The organism is Afipia sp. 1NLS2 (genome assembly GCF_000178995.1).
In the GTDB taxonomy this organism is placed as follows: Bacteria; Pseudomonadota; Alphaproteobacteria; order Rhizobiales; family Xanthobacteraceae; genus Afipia.
The window spans coordinates 247405-267394 of sequence record NZ_ADVZ01000005.1; the positions used below are offsets into that span (position 1 = coordinate 247405).

The following is a 19990-nucleotide window of genomic DNA, read 5'->3' on the forward strand; positions in this document are numbered from 1 at the left end:
GAAAATCACGATCTATGACGTGAGATAACCGCAGGCTGGCGGGATTACCTGCATTTGACGACACCCACCGACATCACACTCGAAGCCGTATCGTCCGTGCGCCAGATTGCGGCGGCGGACTGGGATGCCTGTGCCAACCCGGATGGCAGCGTCTACAATCCGTTTCTGTCTTATGCGTTCTTCGCCGCACTGGAAGATTCCGGTTCCGCGACCGCGCGCACCGGCTGGCTTGCGCGCCATTTGATCGCGCGCCGTGGCGAACACATCCTCGGCATCGTGCCCTGCTACCTGAAGAACCATTCGCAGGGCGAATATGTGTTCGACCATAACTGGGCGGACGCTTTCATGCGCGCAGGCGGCGCCTATTACCCGAAGCTGCAAGTCTCGGTGCCGTTCACGCCCGTCACCGGCCCGCGCCTGCTGGTCCGCGCCGACACCGATCAGGACCGCACGCGCGAGGCGCTGATCGCCGGGATGATCGGACTGTGCAATCAGCTCAAGGTGTCATCCGTGCATGTCACCTTCGCAACGCAAGGCGAGTGGGACATGCTCGCCGAGCACGGCTTCCTGCAACGCACCGACCAGCAATATCACTGGCGCAACGAGAACTACGCGACTTTCGACGACTTCCTCGCCACACTGGCCTCGCGCCACCGCAAGGCGATTAAGCGCGAGCGCCGCGACGCGCTGGCAAACGGCATCAGCATCCACATCCTCAACGGCTCGGAGATCACCGAGGATGCGTGGGATGCATTCTACGATTTCTACATGGAGACAGGATCACGCAAATGGGGACGGCCCTATCTCAATCGCGCTTTCTATACGCAGATCGCGGAAACGATGGCCGACGACATCGTGCTCATCATGGCGAAACGCGAGGGCCGCTGGATCGCGGGGGCGATCAATTTCAAGGGCTCCGATACGCTTTTTGGACGGCATTGGGGCGCAATCGAACACCACCCATTCCTGCATTTCGAGGTCTGCTATTATCAGGCGATCGACTATGCGATCCGCCACGGGCTGAAATTCGTCGAGGCTGGTGCGCAGGGCGAGCATAAGATTGCGCGCGGCTACCTGCCGCAGATGACCCGCTCCGCGCATTACATCGCGGACCCGAGCCTGCGCCGCGCGGTGCGCGACTATCTCGTGCATGAACGCGATTATGTCGAGCAGGCCGGCCGCGAACTGACGGAAGCCGGTCCGTTCCGCAAAGCGACTTAAATCAGCCTTTGCTGCCGGGATTGTGCAGCACCATGCAGGCCTGCCCCGCTTTGTGAATCTTCGCGCACAATTCGTTCGCGGCCTGCCGCGTGTCCGCACCGATCCGCACCTGATAGAACGCGCGGGTGCCACGGCTGCGCAGCGTCGTGCTGAGTAGGTTCGGATCATGATCGCCGATCACCCCGCTCACCCGCGCCATGGCGCGCGCGTACATCGCCAGCGCCTTGTCGCGCGAAAATCCGGCGGCCAGTTGCACGCCCCACGGGCTTGCCGCGCCGATGCGGACGCGCTCCTCCAGATGAGCGACGAACGGATTCGGCGCATGGCGTAGCAGCGCCATCAGGTCGCGGCACCCTTCCGGCTTCTTGCGGTCCGCAGGATCCTTGCCTGCTTCCGCTTTGTTCCAGTCCTCCACGCTCGCGCCCGTGATGGCATAGACGTAGTTGCGGGTTTCCTCAGGCATCGGCCCCGTGCCCGCCTGCCATTCATGCACGCGGCGCGGCCCGGCGTTGTAGGCGGCGGCGGCAAGCCCGAGATTGCCGAACTCGCCGCGCAATTCGGCGAGAAATTCCGCGGCCTTCGGCAGTGCCTGCACCGGATCGAACGGATCGAGCAGCCGCCGCTCGTTCGCGGTGCCTGGCATGAACTGCGCGACGCCCTGCGCGCGTTGGCCATTCCGCGTCACGGGTCCCACCGCGTCCGGCTGAAATCGGCTCTCCTGCCAGATCACGCGGGCGAAGAATTCCAGCGGCAGGCCGTTCGCCTTCGCCGCGGATTCGATCATCAGGCACATGGATTCACCGGTATCGGCGATTTTCGTGGGCGCGGAAGCCGCCAGTTCCTGCTGCGCGAGCGCAACACTCGCCAGTGATGCGAGCGCGGCACCGGCAAGCCAGCAGGCCAGTCCTCGTCTCACGATCCGGCGCATTTACCTTAACCCCGATCCTGCATGGCCTCGCGCCTCTCCCGCGCCTAAAGCTGCCCCATGGAACAAGGCCAGCCGCACGACGAGCTTCTGCTGGAAGATGAGACTGCTCCGGCCATCGAGCAACCCGGCGAGGCGGAAACCACGCCTGCCCTTCCCGCCGACAATCTTGCCTTTCCGGCCAGCCCGCCCGCCCCTTCCCGTCGCGTCAGCATGGTGCGCGGCGCCGCACGCATGGTGATCGCTTTCGCCTTCTCGCAATATGTCATCATCACGGTGATGGTCGCGACCGGAGCCGCCCTCCTATCGAGAACCGTCTCCAGCCTGCTGGTCGAAAAATTCGACGCCATCACACGGGCGATCCGACATCTCTGAGCAACAAAAAAAGCCCGGCGAGATCGCCGGGCTTTTTCAATTTTTGTGAGAGCCGCTTTACGCCTTGGCCGGTTCCTTGGTGGCCTTGGGCTTGCGCTTGCGCGCGCCCGGCAGCTTTTCGGGTTTCGGCGTGACCGGCCCTTGGACAAACTCGAAACCGATTTTCTCGGCTCCGGCCTCGCCCGGTACCAGCACGACGCGGACATGTCCGCCGCCCTTGAGCTTGCCGAACAGCACCTCGTCCGCCAGAGGCTTCTTGATGTGCTCCTGGATCACGCGGGCCATCGGCCGCGCACCCATCTGCTCGTCGTAGCCCTCCTTCACCAGCCACGCCTTGGCCGGATCGGACAGCTCGATAGTCACGTTGCGGTCGCCGAGCTGCGCCTCGAGCTGCATAACGAACTTCTCGACCACCATACCGATCACATCGGCATCGAGGTGCGCGAAGGAGACGATGGCATCGAGACGGTTGCGGAATTCCGGCGCGAACTGCCGGTTGATCGCCTCGTGGTCCTCGCCCTCACGCTTGCTGCGCGTGAAGCCAAACGCCGCCTTGGCCATGTCGGCCGCGCCCGCGTTGGTCGTCATGATCAGGATGATGTTGCGGAAGTTGACCGACTTGCCGTTGTGGTCGGTGAGCTTGCCGTGATCCATGATCTGCAACAGGACGTTGTAGAGGTCGGGGTGCGCCTTCTCGATCTCGTCCAGCAGCACCACGCAATGCGGATGCTGGTCGACGCCATCGGTGAGCAAGCCCCCCTGATCGAAGCCGACATAGCCCGGAGGCGCGCCAATCAGGCGCGACACGGTATGCCGCTCCATATATTCCGACATGTCGAAGCGCAACAGTTCGACGCCAAGCGAGGATGCCAACTGCTTGGCCACCTCGGTCTTGCCGACGCCGGTCGGGCCGGAGAACAGGTAGCAGCCGATCGGCTTCTCCGGTTCGCGCAGGCCCGCCCGCGCGAGCTTGATCGACGCGGCCAGAGCCTCGATCGCCTTGTCCTGTCCGAACACCGTGCGCTTGAGCGTCGTCTCCAGATGACGCAGCACCTCGGCGTCGTCCTTCGACACGCTCTTGGGCGGAATCCGCGCCATCGTCGCGATGGTCGTCTCGATTTCCTTGATACCGATGGTTTTCTTGCGCTTGCCTTCCGGCACCAGCATCTGCGCCGCGCCGGATTCATCGATCACGTCGATCGCCTTGTCCGGCAGCTTGCGGTCGTGGATGTAACGCGCGGATAGGTTCACCGCCGCCTCGATGGCGTCGTTGGTGTATTTCAGCTTGTGGTAGTCCTCGAAGTAAGGCTTCAGCCCCTTCAGGATGCTGATCGCATCGTCCACCGACGGCTCGTTGACGTCGATCTTCTGGAAGCGCCGCACCAGCGCGCGGTCCTTCTCGAAGTGCTGGCGATACTCTTTATATGTGGTCGAGCCCATGCAGCGGATGCCGCCCGAGGCCAATGCAGGCTTCAGCAGGTTCGAGGCATCCATCGCCCCGCCCGATGTCGCGCCTGCACCGATCACGGTGTGAATCTCGTCGATGAACAGGATCGCATTCGGGTGCGCTTCCAGTTCCTTGATGACCTGCTTCAGCCGCTCCTCGAAATCACCGCGATAGCGCGTGCCCGCGAGCAGCGTGCCCATGTCGAGCGAGAACACGGTGGCGGCCGACAGCACTTCCGGCACGTCGCTGTCGACGATGCGCTTGGCAAGGCCTTCCGCAATTGCGGTCTTGCCGACGCCGGCTTCGCCGACGAACAGCGGGTTGTTCTTCTGGCGGCGGCACAGCACCTGGATAGCGCGATTGATCTCGGCATTGCGGCCGATCACCGGATCGATCTTGCCGTCGCGGGCCTTCTTGTTGAGGTTGACGCAATAAGTCTCGAGCGCCTCGCCCTTCTTCTTCGTGTCCTCGCCGCCCTTGGTGTCGGTGTCGTCATCGACGCCGCGCACAGGCCGCGCTTCCGAGACACCGGGGCGTTTGGCGATGCCATGGCTGATGTAATTCACCGCGTCGTAGCGCGTCATGTCCTGCTCCTGCAGGAAATACGCGGCGTGGCTTTCGCGCTCCGCGAAGATCGCGATCAGCACGTTGGCGCCGGTCACTTCCTCGCGGCCGGATGACTGGACATGGATCACCGCGCGCTGCACGACGCGCTGGAAACCGGCGGTCGGCTTGGCGTCCTCGGCACCATCGCCGATCAGGTTCTCGAATTCGGTTTCGAGGTAGCCGACGAGGCTGCCCCGCAGCTTGTCGAGATCAACGCTGCAGGCGCGCATCACGGCGGCCGCATCGGTATCGTCAATCAGCGATAGCAAAAGATGTTCGAGCGTCGCGTATTGATGATGGCGTTCGTTTGCAATCGCGAGTGCGCGATGCAGGGATTGTTCAAGGCTCTGAGAAAAAGTCGGCATTCGCTTCCTTTGTGGCCCCCGCCATTCTGGCCGTTCGAGTAATCCCCTTCAGCCGTTTCCGCCGTCGCTTCTTTGACTGCCGTTCGGCATTTTCTTGTTCGGTCGTCCTAGTCGTTCGTGAATCTAGTGCATCCGCAAGTGAACGCCACTCTTTGAAGTCAGGTTCCCCAACAAAACATTCCGCCGATCAGATCTTGCAAATCGCTTCCTGCCAACAGGCTACTTCTTTTCCATCACGCATTGCAAAGGATGTTGGTGCTTGCGCGCGAAATCCATCACCTGCGTCACTTTGGTTTCGGCGATTTCGTAAGTGAAAATTCCGCATTCGCCGATCCCGTGATGATGAACATGCAACATGATCTTGGTCGCAGCTTCAACATCCTTCTGGAAGAACCTCTCTAGAACATGAACGACGAATTCCATGGGCGTGTAGTCGTCGTTAAGGATCAGGACGCGATAAAGGCTCGGACGCTTCGTGCGCGGTTTGGTCTTGGTAATGACGGAGGTGCCTGGCCCGGTCCCGTCGGGGCGGCCGTCATCCTTGGACATAATGGGGGCGGTCGAGCGGCGCTCGCCGGTTTGCCCGGTCTTTTGGGTCATAGCGTTGAAAAACTTCTGCAGCATGGCTTTGCGTTCGATCATCCCCGGCCTGCGGCGACACGGGCCCGTCCGCGCTGGCATTTCTCCAATATGGCCCCGGTCCGGCTGCGCCGCAAGCCAACCGGAAAACCCTACCCCTCTCGGAACGCTGGAGAAATTCGCGCGGTCCAGGTGCGGTCCAGGTGATGTAGGGCGGACTTCCCGCTCCGTCTCCTGCCACTCCGTTAACGCCTTGCGCGAAAACAGGCCCCCGGCGGCAACCTTGTGTTGAGGATAGAGGCGCACGGAAGGCCAAAAAGGCGGCATTTTAGGAATGTCCTCGGGTTTACTCACATCATTTTACTACCTCTTCACCCGGCGGCTCTAAGCAAAGTTCCAGATACAACCAGTCTGGTGGCAGCAATGAGCTTCCCGTCGATTACGCGTCTCACCCGCCTCGCGCGGCGATTCCAGACGGACGCCCGCGGCAACGTCGCGATCATTTTTGCTATCGTGTCGATCCCGCTGGTGGCACTCGTCGGCGCCGCGGTGGACTACACACGCGCGGTCTCCGACCGCACCGCACTCCAGAGCGCGCTCGACAGCGCCGCGCTGATGATCTCCAAGGACGCCGCCACGATGTCGGCGAGCCAGATCACCACCCGCGCGCGGCAATATGTCGACTCGCTTTACACTGCCACCGATGCCCCGATCCAAAATTTCACAGCGACCTACACACCGAACAGCGGCAGCGGCGCCTCCATTCTGCTGTCGGCCAACGGCACCATGCCGACCTATTTCATGAGAGTCCTCGGCAGCAACTTCAACACGCTGCCGGTCGCCACGTCCTCGACCACGAAATGGGGCAGCACCCGAATGCGCGTGGCGCTGGTGCTCGATAATACCGGCTCGATGGCGCAGAACGGCAAGATGGCTGCGCTGCAAAGCGCTGCCACCGACATGATCACGAAATTGTCGGCCTTCAACACCACCACGGGCGACGTCTATATTTCCATTGTTCCCTTCGCCAAGGACGTGAACGTCAGCACCTCGAACGTGAGTGCATCCTGGCTGAACTGGACAGAATGGATGGCTGAGCCGCCCTATCTTAGCCAGAACGGTTATCCCAACAACCTCGCCAGCCTGGTAGGCATTACGACGCCCGGTGTCTGGATCGACATGACCGGCCCCGGTTCGAATTGTCCGTTCACCAACAGTTCCTACGGCTTTTCGTGCACCGACAGGCCGGCCACGCTTTCCAACGCCAATAGCGCGAGCAAAATTCCTTCGAGCGGCAACTACAAGGGCATGATCTGTCCCGGCGAAGACAGTGGCCGCAAGCTATCCGGAAAGGCCAGCATCTATTACAACGGATGCTATACGAGCGTATCGGTCACGCTCAAATGGACGGGGTCATCTGCGACTTGCAGCGGAAAGCCAAGCGGTTGCAGTTGCTCGGGCTCGGGCTCGAGCAAGGTTTGCACCCTGCCGGCATACCGGCATGACTGGCGCAACGTGCTCGCCGATCCGAGCGCAACCGCGCCTGATCCGCGCGTAACCCCGGCCCCGGACTCGACCCTGACACAATACGCGGCGACAAACCCCTCCGCTTCCGTGTCGAACGGCGGCTGGACGGGATGCGTCAACGACCGCGACCAGAATTTCGACACCACCAATGACGCGATGACAGGTTCGGGCATCCCTTCGAAATTGCCCTATGCCGAACAGTGGGCTGACTGCCTGCCCGCCACCATCACGCCGATGAGCAATCAGTGGAGCACACTGAAGTCTCAGATCAACGCGATGACTCCGAGCGGCAACACCAACCAGGCCGTGGGTCTGTTCTGGGGCTGGCAGACACTGAACACCACGAATGATCCATTCAAGGCACCGGCCAAGGACCCCAACTGGGTCTACAAAGATTATATCGTGTTGCTCTCCGACGGCCTGAACACCCAGAATCGCTGGACTCAGACGGTGTCCGACATCGATGCCCGCCAGGAACTGCTGTGCAAGAACATCAAGGATCCGGCGCAGAACGGCGGCAACCAGATCACCGTCTTCTCCATCCAGGTCAATATCAGCAGCAAGGACCCAACCTCGAAAGTGCTGCAGGATTGCGCCACCCCGGGCGCCGGATACTTCCAGATGATCACCCAGTCGAGCCAGACGGCGGATGCCTTCAACAACGTGCTGGCAACGATCGCCAAATTGCGCATCTCGCAATAAGCCCGCGTAAGCCAACCTGCGGACGCTTATCGCACTTAGCAAACAAAAAGCCCGGCTTTTCAGCCGGGCTTTTCTAATTCAATCGATCGTCACGCTTAGTGCTGCGTGTACTTCGAAACCAGGCCTTCGAACGGTTTGTAGGATTCCTTGGCGAGATCGGAATAAAGCTGGCCGATCTTCTGCGCCTCAGCCACGAACGTATCGTAGGCGGTCTTGGCGTATTCGCTCTGAACTTCGAGCGCCTTGTCGATCGACTTCACGCCCGAGAGCTTCTCGACATAACCCTTGGTGTCTTCATACGACTTCTTCGAGTAGTCGCCGAACGCGGCGGCGATCGCCTGAAAGCCGTTGGCAACGTTGCGAGCAGAGGCCACCGCGGCGTCGAGCTGCTCTTTGCTTTGCTGCTGGAAATCTTCCACTTTGAACATGGCTCGTCCTTTCAGAAGACGGAACGGATAAGAGAATGGGTGCCGGGTGTCCCGATCACGAAGCCGGCATATCGCATTGCACAAAGCAGGTCAATAATTTTGTGCGCCGCACAACAAAAATCGCCTCAAATCCCGATCATTGAGGAAACGCTTCGTTAAGCCTTTGGCAACTGCCGACCCGTATTTTGATTTACCTGTGTTTCGCGGAAAACCGGGAAGCCAAAAATAAACGTCCATTCAATTACTTATGGAACCAGCCGCCCGACGGCCCATCCATAAGGACGAAGGATGTTTCCACTTCCGGCCCAGAGCAGACAAAGTTCGGGGTCGGCGCAATTTGGCCTCAGAACGAGGTCATGAAAGTTCTGGAATCGGGACGGGGAAGTTCATGCTCGGTGTCAGTTTCGCGTCCGGCAGGACGGCACGCTACCTCACGCTTGCTCTTGCCGCCGTCTCCATCACGCTGCTGCTCACGGACCATGCCGACGCGCGTCGTCGTCATCACCGGCACCACCGCGCCCACGTCGAACGCTCCGGCTACAACCCGCCTTTCGCGTCCATCGTCGTCGATGCCAATTCCGGCGCGACGCTGCAGTCCACCAATGCCGACGCTCTGCGCCATCCCGCGTCGCTGACCAAGATCATGACGCTCTACATGCTGTTCGAGCAGCTCGACAGCGGAAAGCTGCGGCTGGATTCCCAGCTCGAAGTCTCGCGCCATGCTTCCGTACAGGCCCCGACCAAGCTCGGCCTTCGCCCCGGCCAGACCATTCGCGTCGAGGACGCCATCAAGGGCATTGTCACCCGCTCGGCCAATGACGCCGCCGTGGTGGTCGCCGAGGCGATCGGCGGCAGCGAAGAGAACTTCTGCAAGATGATGACGCGCAAGGCCCGCGCGCTCGGCATGAGCAAGACCACCTACGTCAACGCATCGGGCCTGCCCGACGACGATCAGATCACGACCGCGCGCGATCAAGCCACGCTCGGCCGCGCGATCCAGGATCGCTTCCCGACCTATTATCGCTACTTCTCCACCTCGGTCTTCACCTGGCGCGGCAGCCCGATCCGTAACCACAACCATCTGCTCGGCCAGATGGATGGCGTCGACGGCATCAAGACCGGCTATGTCCGCGCGTCGGGTTTCAACCTCGTCACCAACATTCGCCGCGGCAACCGTCATCTCGTCGGCGTGGTGCTCGGCGGCCGCAGCGGCGGTTCGCGCGATGCTACCATGCGCAGGTTGCTCGCCGAGCATCTCGACGAAGGCGCAACGCGCCGCACCGTCGCCGCGATCACCGAACGCAATCCTTCGCGCATGGCCAGCGATGAGGAACCCGCCGCGAAGGCTGCGTCCCGCCCGGTGCCCGCGCCCATCGAGGTTGCCTCCGCCGCGCCCGAGTCCATTCCCACCCCCGCGCCGCGTGCGCCTGAGCCGGCTGCGAAGCCTGAGCCCGCGCCTCTCACCAGCGGCGTGATCTCCTCGCCGCTCGCGGCGATCCCCGGTTCTTCGGAGCCGATGAAGCCGGTGCGCGTCAAGACGGTTCAGGTCCGCATGGCGCAGGCCAAGACGATCGCCAAGAATGCGCTCAAGGCCGCGCTGCCGAGAACCGCGAATGCAGCGCCGGTTGCCGAAGCAGCACCTGAAGCCGCACCCACCGCATCCGTTGCGGCGTCCGCAGCTCATCCTTCCTTCCCTGCGCCGCTGCCGATCGTGATTACCCGCAACACCCCCGGCCTCGGCGAGGCGACCGTTGGCACGCCGATGCCTTCGCCCTCCTCCACCATGGCCTATGCCGACCCCAATCGCGGCCCGCCCCCGACGACGCTTGGTGCGCAGGCGCGCGCAATGGGAACGGGTGCACCTCAGCCTCAGGTTGTCGCATCCGCAGCCCCTTCGCAGGAAATTGCGCCTTCGACCGGCACCAAGCCTGTTGCCCACAGCGGATGGATTATCCAGGTCGGCGCGCTTGAGTCGGAGTCGGAAGCCCGCCAGCGCCTCAATGCCGCGCGCGAAAACGCAAGCCGCTATCTCGGCCGCGCCGATCCCTTCACCGAAGTGTTCTCGAAGGGACGCAAGACCTATTACCGCGCCCGCTTCGCCGGTCTCAGTCAGGATACCGCCGAAGCCGCCTGCAAAGTGCTCAAGCGTTCCGACATCAGTTGCATGACCATCCGTAACTGACCGCTCTCAAACCGATTTTCGGAAAAACGCCCGCGGCTTTCGCGGGCGTTTTCATGTGCGCAAACGCCGCGCGTAATTCTCCGGCTGAAAACCCTTTTTCAAGGTTTGGTCTCTAAAACCTTAACCGTACAAACGACCGCGCCGGACAACGGCGGGCATTTCGGGGCATCATTCAGAGACGCGACCAGCGCCGCTCGACAGGATTTGAGTCTTGTTGCGTGGAGTTAGCGTTGATGCGTGCGAAGAAGAGTGTCCTTGGCCTCGTTGACTCGGGCCGCGAGGTACGTCGACCCCCCCTGGTCGGGATGCAGTTTCTTCATCAGCCCTCGATGAGCGCGGCTGATTTCATCGCGCCCCGCGCCTCGCTGCAGGCCAAGGATCTGATAAGCCTCCTCCGCCGTCATTTTGCCGCTCGCCGCCATGCGGCGATGCTGGCGAGCACCCCCTCCTGCCGCTGCGTCATGCGCGTCTTCACGCCATCCGGGAAACCGGCGGTCAAGATAACTTTCCAGAAGGGCCCGGCTCTGTTCGTCGAACCCGCGCGCCAGCCGCAGCAAATCCGCGAGAGCGAACTCGCCGAGCATCCGCCCCGCTTCGGCGCCGGCAATCACGCGCCCGTCAAGCGCACCGGTACGGCGGTCGAGCGTCAGCTCTATAAACTGGGATCGTATCTGGGCTTGCTGCCCGTCTGAGCGTACCGCCGAGCCGCCCCAGCCGAACTTCGAGGCGAGCTCCGCGCCGAGCGGCGCGTAGCCCAGCAACCCCAGCCCGAACAGACCGAGCGGAATCGCGACGACCAACTCGCCGCGCGCGCCGATCCAGGCGGCGAACGCCAACGCCAGCACACCGCCTATGCGCCGCACCAGCCGCGCCAGCAGTTTCGGATCGGCGGAACGGATGACGTTGAGCCCCATATAGACCAGGGCAAGCACAACGATTCCGGCAATAAGGCTGACCATCAAATATCCGGCTGAATTTCAGGCGCGCGAGCGGCGCAAAGGGACGCGGAGCATCTTATATCATTGCGCCGATTTCTTCGCCTGCGCGCCGGGCGGCGGCGGCACGTCGATCTTGTCGGTGTTGACCGGCGCAAGCTCGCTGTTCTTGTCCTTGTTCAGGAATTTCGACAGCGTGTCCTCGATGCTGAGCTTCAGGCCATCGGGACCGCGATCCGACATATCGGTGTGACGGTACTTGGTGTTGACGACCGTGACGTCCTTGCCGCCTGGCGGCACGACGCCGGCATCGGGAACGAACTCCGGATCTTTCGAGCGGAACGTCAATATTCTGAACGCGCCCTGCAGCGGCACGCGCAGATTGTCGAGCGTGATGACGTCCGCGACCATGCCGGGATGCTTTTCGGCGAAGTACATCGCGATGTCGCCGCCATTGGAATGGCCCACCAGGGTCAGATGCTTGTAGTTGGCATGCGGCTCGCGCTTGGCGACCTCGTGAATCGCAAACAGGATGTTGGCCATGCCGCGCTCATAGATCGGCTCGCGGCCGACATACGGTTCACCCTTCTTGGTGACGAGCGGCGCGTCACTCGCAAGATCGTGCTGGATCGAGATCGCGAGATAGCCGCGCCCGGCAAAGAAATTCGTCAGGAAGGAATATTCCGTGAAGCGGACGGTGTTGCCGTGATTGATGATGACGACCGGCATCGTGATCATCCCGGCATGGGCCCGCATCTCGACATCACGCCGCATCGCGATTTCCACCTCGACGGGACGTTGCCGGGTGCTGTCGTAGAGCGACAGCGTCTGATGGCTGATCCCCCACGTCACCGCCGCGAAATAAGCAGCCGTCACCAGCACGGCGACAATGGCCGTCGCGATGAGAATGCCCCGCGCGATGGGATGGTGCTTCGGGTGGAACCGAAAGCCCTCCCTTGTCTGGGGTGTGATGACCTCGGATGTCATGTAAATAAGGTAATCACGTTCAGGCGAGCAGCAAAGCCGCATCTGACGCCCTGAAAGCGTTCCCCAGCACCCGGAGCATGGCTCCCGGGAAATGGATTCTCCAGCAAAAGCATTGCGTTCCCTTTGTGGATATCTTCAAATCGCGATGGGCTGCGGTCGGCCAACATGCGTAAACCGCAGGCCAAGCACCACCGGATACCATCCGCGTTTCCCGCTCCTGTGTAGATGAAGATGCCGCAGACCCCCGCCGTTGCCCGTACCCTGTCCACCTTGCAGCGAACCCTTGAAGGTCTGCGCAAGCGCAAAAGCACCGTCGCGCTCGTGCCCACCATGGGCGCGCTTCATGACGGTCATATTTCATTGGTCCGGCTGGCGAAGCGGCGCGCCGACAAGGTCGTGGTGTCGATCTTCGTCAACCCGACGCAGTTCGCGCCGCATGAGGATTACGGCTCCTACCCACGCACCTGGAAGGCCGACGCGGTGAAGCTCGCCGCCGAGGGCGTCGACCTGATCTGGAACCCCGACGCCAAGCTGATGTACCCAGAAGGTTTTGTCACCCGCATTCAGGTCGAAGGTCCGGCCACCGCCGGGCTTGAGGATCGCTTCCGTCCGCACTTCTTTGGCGGCGTCGCCACCGTGGTCGCCAAGCTGCTCGCACAGGTCAGGCCCGATGTCGCGATCTTCGGTGAGAAGGACTATCAGCAGTTGAAGGTCGTGACGCAGATGGCGCGCGATCTCAATCTCGGCTCACGCATCGTCGGCGCGCCGATCATGCGCGAGCGCGACGGTCTCGCGATGTCGTCGCGCAACCTTTACCTCACGCCCGACCAGCGCAAGGCCGCGCCTGCATTGCACCGTTCGATGAAGGACGTGGTGCGGCGGCTGCGTCAGGGCGAGGATTTCGCCGCGACCCTTGCTGCCGGCGCGAAGCTGATCGGGGATGCCGGATTCAAGCTCGACTATCTCGAGGCGCGGCACGCCGAAACGCTCGCGCCGCTCACGCAGATCGGAGGCGCACCCGCGCGCCTTCTGGCGGCGGCGACCATCGGCACCACGCGGCTGATCGACAATATGAAAATCTGAAGCGCGCGGCCGCTCAGAGCAGCCCAAGTTCGCGCAATTCCTTGCGCATCGGCTCCGGCATGTCGGCAAGACCCTGTGGCGAGCCGCGCAGATCGGGCGGCACGCTTTTCGCGTCGAGATAGCGCCAGCCTTGAAACGCGCGCATCGGGCGCGGCGACACCGGCACAAGCTTGGTTTCCATCACCAACCGGCAACGCCCGATGCCGTCCTTGTCGCGGAACGGCTCGATCGCGATCAGTTTCTGCCGCGCGGCGATCTCACCCTTGATGACCCAGTAGATCGAACCGCCGTCGAGCAGTTCGGCATCGCGCTTGGGTGTCATTCGCGTCACATGGATATGGCGGGCCTGCTTGCCCTTGGCGCGATTAGCCTTCGCGCGCTCGTCGATCCAATCCTTCAAATCGCGAAACGATGTCGAGCCGACGGAGAGTTTGACCAGATGTAACGGCATGATCTTCGAAAATAGGCCCCTTTCGGAGATAGGCCCGATGGCCCCACTCTCGCAACGCCTGCCTGCGAGTTTTACCGATTATTCTCAGACGCGGGTGCGGCTGCCGGAGCCGAGGGCGCGGCCGCCGCAGGCGGCGTCAACGAGCGCGGATGCGAAGGAGCCGGTTTCTTGGCCGCCGCCTTGGGCGCTGCGTGCGCGGGCTCGGCAGGCTTCGTCGGAACCGAGGACGTTGCGGGCTCCGGTGCCATGATGCTGATCGGCGGAATCGAGGCTGAACTCGGGAAATCACCGGACACCGGCTTGCCGGTCGGCCGTTCCGGCTCAATCGGTGGCACCACGCCGGCTACCGGCGCCAAGGACTGCCCCCAGACCGGTGCGTGCTTGGCCACCAGACCGTCATAGACGCGCTCGTTCATGTTGTTGGCGATCTGCGCGGTGTTGGTGAGGGAGGCGAAGAACGCGCATTTCGACAGCGTGCACTCGTCCCGCGTCGCAAGCACATGGGCCACGATGCCGAAGCGGTCGCGCTCCACGGCGCGGCGCAGCGCGCGCAAGGATGGTGTCATCACCTTGTTCGCGGAAGCCACATCGCCATAGGATTCAAGACGGGAAATCTGCGCGGCCGTGTAGGAAACGGCGGCTGCGGTCGCCTCCGCCGAGGCAAACACGGCGCGCTCGCAACCCGTCTCGACGACTTCACCTGCCAGTTCATCCAGACATGCCAGTGCAGGCAAGGACGCGAAATCCGCCGGAGCCGCGACGGAGACAGACTGTTGCTGGGTGGAGGAATCATGCGCCAGCATCGTTGCGGCAAAGCCTGCTGCCAGCAGCGCCAGCACCACGAACGCGCAGATGGCGAACGTCCGGCTGGAGCGGACCAGCATCACGACAAGCGCAACGGCAAACAGCGCCACCGCGGCGGCGATGAGCACCACCGGAAGATTTGACGAAAGATCGGAAAGGCTGGCGGCGAAAGCCCGGTTCATCCGCGGTTACCTCACTTGTTCCGCTTTGCGGGAAACGCGCCGGGCACAAAAACGGGGCCGCAAAGGGCGGCTCCGGAAGCAGATATCAAGCGCCTGCGAGCTGGCTCTCACGCGCCACGCGCTCGAACGCCTCGGTCGAGCTTTTGATGCGATACTGGCAGTCGTCGCCATCGGTCGGCAGCAAACGGATCACTTCATAGGTGCCGCTCGCTGCGGGACGCGACACGTTGCTGGCCGTGAAATAGACCGTCTCTCCAATGCCGAACTTGTGCTTCAACGCTCTGCTCCATCACTCGAAACGCAAACTGCCGCCCCTACAAAAGACCGGCGGCAGGTTCTGATGATTGGAGACTGTATAGCATGCGGGTGCATCTTTTGCCAGACAAAGGACGCATGGCAAGTACGCCAATATTGCAATCTTTTCAGTAAGATAAGTAAACGGAAGCAGGCTGCGGAGAATCAAGGTATTAAAATGCCACCTGTTATTCAGTTGTTACTTCAATGACTTGCATGATTTCCTGTATCCCCGCCTCTGGTTCCTGCCACTAATCGGCCTCAAAACGCTCGATCACAAGGGTTTCCGCCAGCGCCTGAGCGGTCCATTCCGCGAAGGCCGGGTGTGCGAGCATGGCTTCCATGTATTCGCGCACCGGTTGTGACACCTCGATGGCGTAAGTTCGGAATCGGTGAACCACGGGGGCATACATCGCATCCGCCGCAGTGAAGGTTCCGAACAGGAACGGTCCCGCCTTCCCGTAACGCCGGCGGCAACTGGTCCAGATCTCCTGGACGCGGGCGATGTTCTCCCGCGCCTCGTCCGATAATGCCTTGGCGCGGATCGGGCGATGGATGTTCATGCCGCATTCCCGGCGCAGCGCACCGAAGCCGCCATGCATCTCCGCGCTGATGGCACGGGCATGAGCGCGCGCAGCCGAATCCTGCGGCCAGAGCTGCGCCTGCGGAAATTTCTCGGCCAGATATTCGATGATCGCGATCGAATCCCACACGGTCACGTCGCCATCGGTCAGCACCGGCACCTTTCCGGCGGGCGACACATCGAGAATGCGCCGCTTGTCGTCCGCACCGGCGTAAATCGGGATCAACACTTCCTCGAAGGGAATGTTCGCGGCCTTCATCGCGAGCCATGGCCGGAACGACCACGACGAATAATTCTTGTTGCCGATGTAAAGCGTCAGATCCATGTGCTGCTCCTGCGCCGCCGACTGTGCCACGCCGCCTCTTTCACTCCAACATCCAATCCGTCAACACCCCGCCGCCCCTTGCCCGCAGCTGCCCGATGCGGCAAGGCAAGGTCATGTTCATGTCCGATTCGCCTGCCCCCGCTTCTTCCGCATCCGCCCTTCCGCTCGAAGACGCCATCCTCGCCACGCTCGCGCGCGCGGAGCGTAAAACGCTCGGCGCACCGGAGATCGCCCACGCCATCGCCGAGGGGCGCGACTGGCACGCGCTGCTTGCGCCGATCCGCCGCGCGGCGGTCGCACTCGCGCAATCCGGACGCCTCGTGATCTATCGTCACGGCAAGCCTGTCGATCCGAACGATTTTCGCGGCGTCTATCGCCTTGGATTGCCGCGGCAGGACTGAGCATCGTGGCCGCGATGCTGCAGGCGTGTGGATATGATGTATCCTGCGGAACATTGCTTCTGCTTTCTCCTGTTCCTTCGGAACATGCTTCTCCGGATGAGGTTGGGGGCCTGTTGAAACCAGGAGACTCCTCATGAAGAAGATTCTGCTTGCCGGTGCATGCGTGCTTGCTATGTCCGCAACCGCGATGGCGCAATCATCGACGACGGATGGGTCGTCGACCATGCATAAGAACAGCAATACGATGATGAAGAAGAATACCATGAAGCCGGGCCCGAACGCCGCGACCACCGGCTCGTCGATGGATTCCAAGCGTGGCGTCCCCGGCAACAACACCGCGGGCGGCGACGCATCGCAGTCGAATCCGAAATCGACCGCACCGGGCGCAGCCAAGGCTGGCGGCGGCTAAACGAACCAATCAATCGTCAGATACCCGTCTGTTATCGCAGGCGGGTATCTGCGTTTGAAGATACAAGGATTACGGCGCGGGAAACCACTCGCGGGTGCGCCCGGCGAGCCTGTAACCGATAAGCCCGACCCATTCGTGAACTGCGGTGTCGAGCCGCCCAAGTCCACCACTCAATGTGAGAAACGGCCGCTCCGCATCGACCCAGCCGCGCGTGCGCCAATCCACCGGATAGGCTTCCACATTGAATCCGGCCGCGCGGAAAACACCCATCGCGCGCGGCATGTGATAGGCCGATGTCACCAGCAGCAATCGTTCCCCCGCGACGGGATGAATGAGCGGCCGCGTGAACTCCGCGTTCTCGTAAGTGGTGCGGGAGCGCCCTTCCATCACGATCCGGTCGTCCGCGACACCAAGATCTTCGAGAAACTTGCGGCCCACCTCCGCCTCGGTCGAGAGCGGATGAAACGGATTGGCATTGCCGCCGCTCAGGACGATCTTCGCATTCGGAAAGCGACGCGCGAGCACGGCGGCCGCCGTCATCCGCTCCGCCGACGAATTCATTTCCGGCGCGCCGCGCACCGCCGTCAGATCCGGGTTGATCGCACCGCCGAGCACGATGATGCCGTCGGGCGCCCGCCCGCTCTCCTGCCAGGCGGGAAATCGCTCCGACAATGTCAGCAGCAGCACATTTCCGAGCGGCGAATACCCGCACACCAGCAGCAGCAGGATTCCCGCCGCGCCGATACGAACACCCGCCTTCCGCCACCGCGTCAGCGACAGCATCACGCCGATCAGGCAGACCGTCGCGATAAGGTTGGAAGGCGTGATGAGGAATCCGAAGATTTTCGAGGCGAGATAGACCATCGCCCGCTTATAGCCATTCGGATGCGACCGCCTAAAGTCTTTTTATCGTGACTTGTTAGTCCCACTGGGGCGCGAAGCCGAAATCGGTGATGCGCCCCTCACGCGACCCCATCGCGAACAGCGCGGCCATGTCGTCATCACTCAGGGTAAAATCGAACACATCGATATTTTCCGACAATCGCTCGATCTTCGAGGTCCGCGGAATGGCGACGACATTCTGCTGAACCAGCCACCGCAGGCAGATTTGCGCGGGCGACTTGCCATAACGACGACCGATCTCAATCAGTGTCTCATCGCTCTTGACACGGCCCTTCGCAATCGGGCTGTAGGCGATCACCGCAAGGTCATGCGCGCGGCACGCCTCGATCACCTTGGTCTGGTCGAGATAGGGATGGTACTCGACCTGATCGCACACCAGCGGCTCGGCGCTGAGCGCCAGCGCCTGCTCCATCAATGCCACGGTGAAATTGGACAGGCCGATATGACGCGTGAGACCAAGCTCCTTGACCCGCGCCAGCGCACCGAGCGTCTCCACCAAGGGCACTTGCGGATTGGGCCAGTGCAGCAGCAACAGGTCGATCTCCGAGCGCAGCCGCGACACGCTGTCCTTGACCGAGCGCACCAGTTCGTTCGGCGCGAAATGCGTGGTCCAGACTTTCGTGATCAGGAAGACTTCATTGCGCGGCACACCGGAGAGGCGGATGCCGTCGCCGACCTCGCGCTCGTTTTCATAAACCTGCGCGGTGTCGACAAGGCGATAGCCGAGCCGCAGCGCCTGCTCTACCGCCCGCGAGCAATCGCGCCCCTCCATTTCCCAGGTGCCCAGCCCCAGGATCGGTATCCGCGCTCCACCTGCTTCGACGAATTGCATGACGGCTCCTGCAACTTCGCAGCATACGATAGAAATGTGGGGGCGTTCCCGGTGGAACGCAATTCGCGATCAGGTGCGCGGACCGTTAGCCGCAAGTGCGGCGAACACCATGTCCGGCGCATGGGCGATCACAGCCAGAAGCGCCCGCGCCGGCCCGCGCGGCGAGCGTTTGCCCTGCTCCCAGTTGCGAATGGTCTCGATCGGCACGCATAATTTGGTGGCGAATTCGGCCTGCGTCAGCTTGGCCCGCATCCGCAGTTCGCGCACATGTGGCGTCGCGCCCGCCTCGGAATCGATTGCGGAAACGGCTCCCGCGACAAACGGGGCTTCCCGGCCGTCGACCACTTCGACGATCCGTCCATCCGCTTTCAGCCGCAACCGCTTCATCTTCCATCCCATGAGGGGTTCAGGATCGCCTATGGTCGGCCCTTTATGGTTAAGGCCGGGTTAAATTATTACCGAACCAAGGCCGCGCCGCTGCCCGGAGCATTCCCGCCATGCACGACGAAAATCCGCATTGCACCCGGGGTTCCGCCGCAATACGCCATCGGCACGGTCCAGGGGCGCAATCCCGCGCAGGCAGCAGACCCGCGATTTCCGGTGCAGGCAGATGAAGACGGCGCTGAGTATCTGTTTGATCGTCGAATTGTTGGCTGTCTCAGGAAGCGTCCGGGCCGCGCCCTGCCCGCGGCCGGATGCGCTCGGCACCGCGCGCACGCTGGTGGTCGATGCCAAAACCACGCCGCGCGTGGGACTGAAGAGTTTTCCGCAGACCCTGCCGCTCAACGACAAGGAAGTGGTGCTGACGTTCGACGATGGCCCCTTGCCCGCCACCACCGGCAAGGTGCTTGCCGCGCTATCAGCCGAGTGCGTGCAGGCGACCTTCTTCGTGATCGGCCGCAACGCCCAGGCCTCGCCCCAGATGCTCAGGGCCATGATCCAGCAGGGCCACACCGTCGGCAACCATAGCTGGTCGCATCCGATGCTGAATCAACTCAGCGCCGCGAAGGCGCTCGCCGACATCGACAAGGGTTTTGCCGCGGACGATGCTGTGCTTGGCCCGGCCAAGCCCGGCACGGTCCGGCTATTCCGGTTTCCGTACTTCGCCTCAACGCCTGCGCTCTTAGACGACATGGAAAGTCGCGGCGCGGTGGTGTTCGGCGCGGATTTGTGGGCGAGCGACTGGCTGAAGATGACGCCGCAGCAGGAACTGGACCTGCTGACGGCGCGCCTCGCCCATGCCCGCAAGGGCATCATCCTGCTGCACGACACCAAGCAGCAGACCGCCGCGATGCTGCCGGCCTTCCTGCGCTATCTCAAGCAGAACAACTACAAGGTGGTGCATGTGGTGGCTGCGGGCGACACCTCTTTCACGCCGTCCACCGGACGCGCCGCCGATTAACCTGCCTTTCATAGAGGCCATCCACCCTGTCCCGACTCTCCC

The 19990-nt window shown here is 62.3% G+C and carries 21 protein-coding genes; 8 read left to right on the forward strand and 13 right to left on the reverse strand.

Going from position 1 to position 19990, the window contains the following annotated elements; all coding sequences use genetic code 11:
• The first annotated feature begins 54 nt into the window (after nucleotides 1–54).
• Nucleotides 55–1221, forward strand: coding sequence for a GNAT family N-acetyltransferase (locus AFIDRAFT_RS17330; RefSeq protein ID WP_009340946.1), 1167 nt, complete (start codon nucleotides 55–57; stop codon nucleotides 1219–1221).
• 1 nt (nucleotide 1222) lies between these two features.
• On the opposite strand, the gene AFIDRAFT_RS17335 is transcribed toward AFIDRAFT_RS17330, so the two are convergent.
• Nucleotides 1223–2149 carry a lytic transglycosylase domain-containing protein gene (locus AFIDRAFT_RS17335; RefSeq protein WP_009340947.1) on the reverse strand — a complete coding sequence of 309 codons (927 nt, stop codon included), beginning with the start codon at nucleotides 2147–2149 and terminating at the stop codon, nucleotides 1223–1225.
• A gap of 57 nt (nucleotides 2150–2206) precedes the next feature.
• Here AFIDRAFT_RS17335 and AFIDRAFT_RS17340 point away from each other — a divergent pair, with 57 nt between their 5' ends.
• Complete coding sequence (locus tag AFIDRAFT_RS17340) at nucleotides 2207–2521, forward strand: hypothetical protein (RefSeq protein WP_009340948.1); 315 nt, start codon at nucleotides 2207–2209, stop codon at nucleotides 2519–2521.
• A 57-nt stretch (nucleotides 2522–2578) separates the two neighbouring features.
• Here AFIDRAFT_RS17340 and clpA read toward each other — a convergent pair whose 3' ends face one another.
• Together clpA and clpS are read right to left on the reverse strand one after the other, a co-directional pair.
• A complete protein-coding gene (gene clpA / locus AFIDRAFT_RS17345) occupies nucleotides 2579–4939 on the reverse strand; it encodes an ATP-dependent Clp protease ATP-binding subunit ClpA (RefSeq protein ID WP_009340949.1) in 2361 nt (786 codons plus the stop codon).
• Between the two features lie 219 nt (nucleotides 4940–5158).
• On the reverse strand, nucleotides 5159–5539 hold the full coding sequence (gene clpS, locus AFIDRAFT_RS17350; RefSeq protein WP_082157024.1) for an ATP-dependent Clp protease adapter ClpS: 381 nt from the start codon (nucleotides 5537–5539) through the stop codon (nucleotides 5159–5161).
• A gap of 402 nt (nucleotides 5540–5941) precedes the next feature.
• On the opposite strand from clpS, the gene AFIDRAFT_RS17355 reads away from it, so the two are divergent.
• Nucleotides 5942–7747, forward strand: a complete 1806-nt coding sequence (locus AFIDRAFT_RS17355) for a TadE/TadG family type IV pilus assembly protein (RefSeq protein ID WP_009340951.1) — start codon at nucleotides 5942–5944, stop codon at nucleotides 7745–7747.
• Between the two features lie 95 nt (nucleotides 7748–7842).
• On the opposite strand, the gene AFIDRAFT_RS17360 is transcribed toward AFIDRAFT_RS17355, so the two are convergent.
• On the reverse strand, nucleotides 7843–8175 hold the full coding sequence (locus AFIDRAFT_RS17360; protein WP_009340952.1) for a phasin family protein: 333 nt from the start codon (nucleotides 8173–8175) through the stop codon (nucleotides 7843–7845).
• 388 nt (nucleotides 8176–8563) lie between these two features.
• Here AFIDRAFT_RS17360 and AFIDRAFT_RS17365 point away from each other — a divergent pair, with 388 nt between their 5' ends.
• Nucleotides 8564–10357 (forward strand): D-alanyl-D-alanine carboxypeptidase, encoded by a 1794-nt coding sequence (locus tag AFIDRAFT_RS17365; RefSeq protein ID WP_009340953.1) that lies wholly within the window; start codon nucleotides 8564–8566, stop codon nucleotides 10355–10357.
• 224 nt (nucleotides 10358–10581) lie between these two features.
• On the opposite strand, the gene AFIDRAFT_RS17370 is transcribed toward AFIDRAFT_RS17365, so the two are convergent.
• The gene (locus AFIDRAFT_RS17370; protein ID WP_009340954.1) at nucleotides 10582–11316 is read right to left on the reverse strand and encodes a DnaJ domain-containing protein; all 735 of its coding nucleotides are present in this window, start codon (nucleotides 11314–11316) and stop codon (nucleotides 10582–10584) included.
• 60 nt (nucleotides 11317–11376) lie between these two features.
• Nucleotides 11377–12279 carry an alpha/beta fold hydrolase gene (locus tag AFIDRAFT_RS17375; protein WP_245258200.1) on the reverse strand — a complete coding sequence of 301 codons (903 nt, stop codon included), beginning with the start codon at nucleotides 12277–12279 and terminating at the stop codon, nucleotides 11377–11379.
• Nucleotides 12280–12510: 231 nt separating this feature from the next.
• Between AFIDRAFT_RS17375 and panC the strand changes: the two genes are divergently transcribed.
• The gene (gene panC / locus AFIDRAFT_RS17380) at nucleotides 12511–13362 is read left to right on the forward strand and encodes a pantoate--beta-alanine ligase (protein ID WP_040298731.1); all 852 of its coding nucleotides are present in this window, start codon (nucleotides 12511–12513) and stop codon (nucleotides 13360–13362) included.
• A 13-nt stretch (nucleotides 13363–13375) separates the two neighbouring features.
• Here the strand turns inward: panC and AFIDRAFT_RS17385 are convergent, their stop codons facing one another.
• From AFIDRAFT_RS17385 to AFIDRAFT_RS17400, 4 genes are all read right to left on the reverse strand, one after another.
• Nucleotides 13376–13813: a DUF1489 family protein gene (locus AFIDRAFT_RS17385; protein WP_009340957.1), complete on the reverse strand. Its 438-nt coding sequence runs from the start codon at nucleotides 13811–13813 to the stop codon at nucleotides 13376–13378.
• A 71-nt stretch (nucleotides 13814–13884) separates the two neighbouring features.
• On the reverse strand, nucleotides 13885–14799 hold the full coding sequence (locus AFIDRAFT_RS17390; RefSeq protein ID WP_009340958.1) for a hypothetical protein: 915 nt from the start codon (nucleotides 14797–14799) through the stop codon (nucleotides 13885–13887).
• An 85-nt stretch (nucleotides 14800–14884) separates the two neighbouring features.
• Nucleotides 14885–15076, reverse strand: coding sequence for a hypothetical protein (locus AFIDRAFT_RS17395; protein ID WP_009340959.1), 192 nt, complete (start codon nucleotides 15074–15076; stop codon nucleotides 14885–14887).
• Between the two features lie 268 nt (nucleotides 15077–15344).
• Nucleotides 15345–16001 carry a glutathione S-transferase family protein gene (locus AFIDRAFT_RS17400; protein ID WP_009340960.1) on the reverse strand — a complete coding sequence of 219 codons (657 nt, stop codon included), beginning with the start codon at nucleotides 15999–16001 and terminating at the stop codon, nucleotides 15345–15347.
• 113 nt (nucleotides 16002–16114) lie between these two features.
• Between AFIDRAFT_RS17400 and AFIDRAFT_RS17405 the strand changes: the two genes are divergently transcribed.
• On the forward strand, nucleotides 16115–16402 hold the full coding sequence (locus AFIDRAFT_RS17405) for a DUF3253 domain-containing protein (RefSeq protein WP_009340961.1): 288 nt from the start codon (nucleotides 16115–16117) through the stop codon (nucleotides 16400–16402).
• A 133-nt stretch (nucleotides 16403–16535) separates the two neighbouring features.
• On the forward strand, nucleotides 16536–16811 hold the full coding sequence (locus tag AFIDRAFT_RS17410; RefSeq protein WP_009340962.1) for a hypothetical protein: 276 nt from the start codon (nucleotides 16536–16538) through the stop codon (nucleotides 16809–16811).
• Nucleotides 16812–16880: 69 nt separating this feature from the next.
• On the opposite strand, the gene AFIDRAFT_RS17415 is transcribed toward AFIDRAFT_RS17410, so the two are convergent.
• From AFIDRAFT_RS17415 to AFIDRAFT_RS17425, 3 genes are all read right to left on the reverse strand, one after another.
• Entirely contained in the window at nucleotides 16881–17675 is a 795-nt protein-coding gene (locus AFIDRAFT_RS17415) for a YdcF family protein (RefSeq protein ID WP_009340963.1), read from the reverse strand.
• A 55-nt stretch (nucleotides 17676–17730) separates the two neighbouring features.
• Nucleotides 17731–18546, reverse strand: a complete 816-nt coding sequence (locus AFIDRAFT_RS17420) for an aldo/keto reductase (protein WP_009340964.1) — start codon at nucleotides 18544–18546, stop codon at nucleotides 17731–17733.
• A gap of 69 nt (nucleotides 18547–18615) precedes the next feature.
• The gene (locus tag AFIDRAFT_RS17425; RefSeq protein ID WP_009340965.1) at nucleotides 18616–18933 is read right to left on the reverse strand and encodes a helix-turn-helix domain-containing protein; all 318 of its coding nucleotides are present in this window, start codon (nucleotides 18931–18933) and stop codon (nucleotides 18616–18618) included.
• 223 nt (nucleotides 18934–19156) lie between these two features.
• Between AFIDRAFT_RS17425 and AFIDRAFT_RS17430 the strand changes: the two genes are divergently transcribed.
• On the forward strand, nucleotides 19157–19948 hold the full coding sequence (locus AFIDRAFT_RS17430) for a polysaccharide deacetylase family protein (protein ID WP_009340966.1): 792 nt from the start codon (nucleotides 19157–19159) through the stop codon (nucleotides 19946–19948).
• Nucleotides 19949–19990 lie beyond the last annotated feature (42 nt).

Bases quoted from the DNA above. Each gene is read 5' to 3' on its own strand.
- AFIDRAFT_RS17430 (WP_009340966.1), top strand. From the start codon at position 19,157: ATGAAGACGGCGCTGAGTATCTGTTTGATCGTCGAATTGTTGGCTGTC.
- AFIDRAFT_RS17390 (WP_009340958.1), bottom strand. From the start codon at position 14,799: ATGAACCGGGCTTTCGCCGCCAGCCTTTCCGATCTTTCGTCAAATCTT.
- AFIDRAFT_RS17375 (WP_245258200.1), bottom strand. From the start codon at position 12,279: ATGACATCCGAGGTCATCACACCCCAGACAAGGGAGGGCTTTCGGTTC.
- AFIDRAFT_RS17420 (WP_009340964.1), bottom strand. From the start codon at position 18,546: ATGCAATTCGTCGAAGCAGGTGGAGCGCGGATACCGATCCTGGGGCTG.
- AFIDRAFT_RS17385 (WP_009340957.1), bottom strand. From the start codon at position 13,813: ATGCCGTTACATCTGGTCAAACTCTCCGTCGGCTCGACATCGTTTCGC.
- AFIDRAFT_RS17340 (WP_009340948.1), top strand. From the start codon at position 2,207: ATGGAACAAGGCCAGCCGCACGACGAGCTTCTGCTGGAAGATGAGACT.
- AFIDRAFT_RS17415 (WP_009340963.1), bottom strand. From the start codon at position 17,675: ATGGTCTATCTCGCCTCGAAAATCTTCGGATTCCTCATCACGCCTTCC.
- AFIDRAFT_RS17405 (WP_009340961.1), top strand. From the start codon at position 16,115: ATGTTCATGTCCGATTCGCCTGCCCCCGCTTCTTCCGCATCCGCCCTT.
- panC (WP_040298731.1), top strand. From the start codon at position 12,511: ATGCCGCAGACCCCCGCCGTTGCCCGTACCCTGTCCACCTTGCAGCGA.
- AFIDRAFT_RS17425 (WP_009340965.1), bottom strand. From the start codon at position 18,933: ATGAAGCGGTTGCGGCTGAAAGCGGATGGACGGATCGTCGAAGTGGTC.
- clpA (WP_009340949.1), bottom strand. From the start codon at position 4,939: ATGCCGACTTTTTCTCAGAGCCTTGAACAATCCCTGCATCGCGCACTC.
- AFIDRAFT_RS17410 (WP_009340962.1), top strand. From the start codon at position 16,536: ATGAAGAAGATTCTGCTTGCCGGTGCATGCGTGCTTGCTATGTCCGCA.
- AFIDRAFT_RS17370 (WP_009340954.1), bottom strand. From the start codon at position 11,316: ATGGTCAGCCTTATTGCCGGAATCGTTGTGCTTGCCCTGGTCTATATG.
- AFIDRAFT_RS17335 (WP_009340947.1), bottom strand. From the start codon at position 2,149: ATGCGCCGGATCGTGAGACGAGGACTGGCCTGCTGGCTTGCCGGTGCC.
- AFIDRAFT_RS17400 (WP_009340960.1), bottom strand. From the start codon at position 16,001: ATGGATCTGACGCTTTACATCGGCAACAAGAATTATTCGTCGTGGTCG.
- AFIDRAFT_RS17355 (WP_009340951.1), top strand. From the start codon at position 5,942: ATGAGCTTCCCGTCGATTACGCGTCTCACCCGCCTCGCGCGGCGATTC.
- AFIDRAFT_RS17360 (WP_009340952.1), bottom strand. From the start codon at position 8,175: ATGTTCAAAGTGGAAGATTTCCAGCAGCAAAGCAAAGAGCAGCTCGAC.
- AFIDRAFT_RS17365 (WP_009340953.1), top strand. From the start codon at position 8,564: ATGCTCGGTGTCAGTTTCGCGTCCGGCAGGACGGCACGCTACCTCACG.
- clpS (WP_082157024.1), bottom strand. From the start codon at position 5,539: ATGACCCAAAAGACCGGGCAAACCGGCGAGCGCCGCTCGACCGCCCCC.